Source organism: Nostoc sp. T09, assembly GCF_002154695.1.
Classification (GTDB): Bacteria; Cyanobacteriota; Cyanobacteriia; order Cyanobacteriales; family Nostocaceae; genus Aulosira.
Genome location: NZ_MTAV01000244.1, coordinates 1 through 420, shown reverse-complemented (window position 1 = coordinate 420; position 420 = coordinate 1). Strand labels below are relative to the sequence as shown.

At 48.6% G+C, this 420-nt stretch carries 1 protein-coding gene; it reads right to left on the bottom strand.

Annotation, left to right across the window (positions count from 1 at the left end; all coding sequences use genetic code 11):
• A partial coding sequence (locus BV372_RS38090) for a tetratricopeptide repeat protein (RefSeq protein WP_256973614.1) occupies positions 1–420 on the bottom strand: 420 nt, incomplete at both ends.

Sequence of the window (420 nt, the reverse complement as noted above, 5' to 3'; positions counted from 1 at the left end):
TCCAAGGCTTTCTGCTTTTCCCCTAAAGCGTCGTAAACTGCGCCGAAACTAACCAGAGCAGTAGCTTCCCCACCCCTGTCACCCACCGCACGATACAGTGGTAGCGCAGTATTGTAATATTCCAACGCTTTGGGCTTTTCCCCTAAAGCGGAGTAAGCTGTGCCGAAACTAACCAGAGTATTAGCTTCCCCACTCTTGTCACCCGCCGCACGATACAGTGGTAGTGCAGTATTGTAATATTCCAAGGCTTTGAGCTTTTCCCCTAAAGCATTGTAAGCTGTGCCTATATTATTCAGAGTAGTAGCTTCCCCACCCCTGTCACCCACCGCACGATACAGTGGTAGTGCAGTATTGTAATATTCCAAGGCTTTCTGCTTTTCCCCTAAAGCGTCGTAAACTGCGCCGAAACTAATCAGAGTA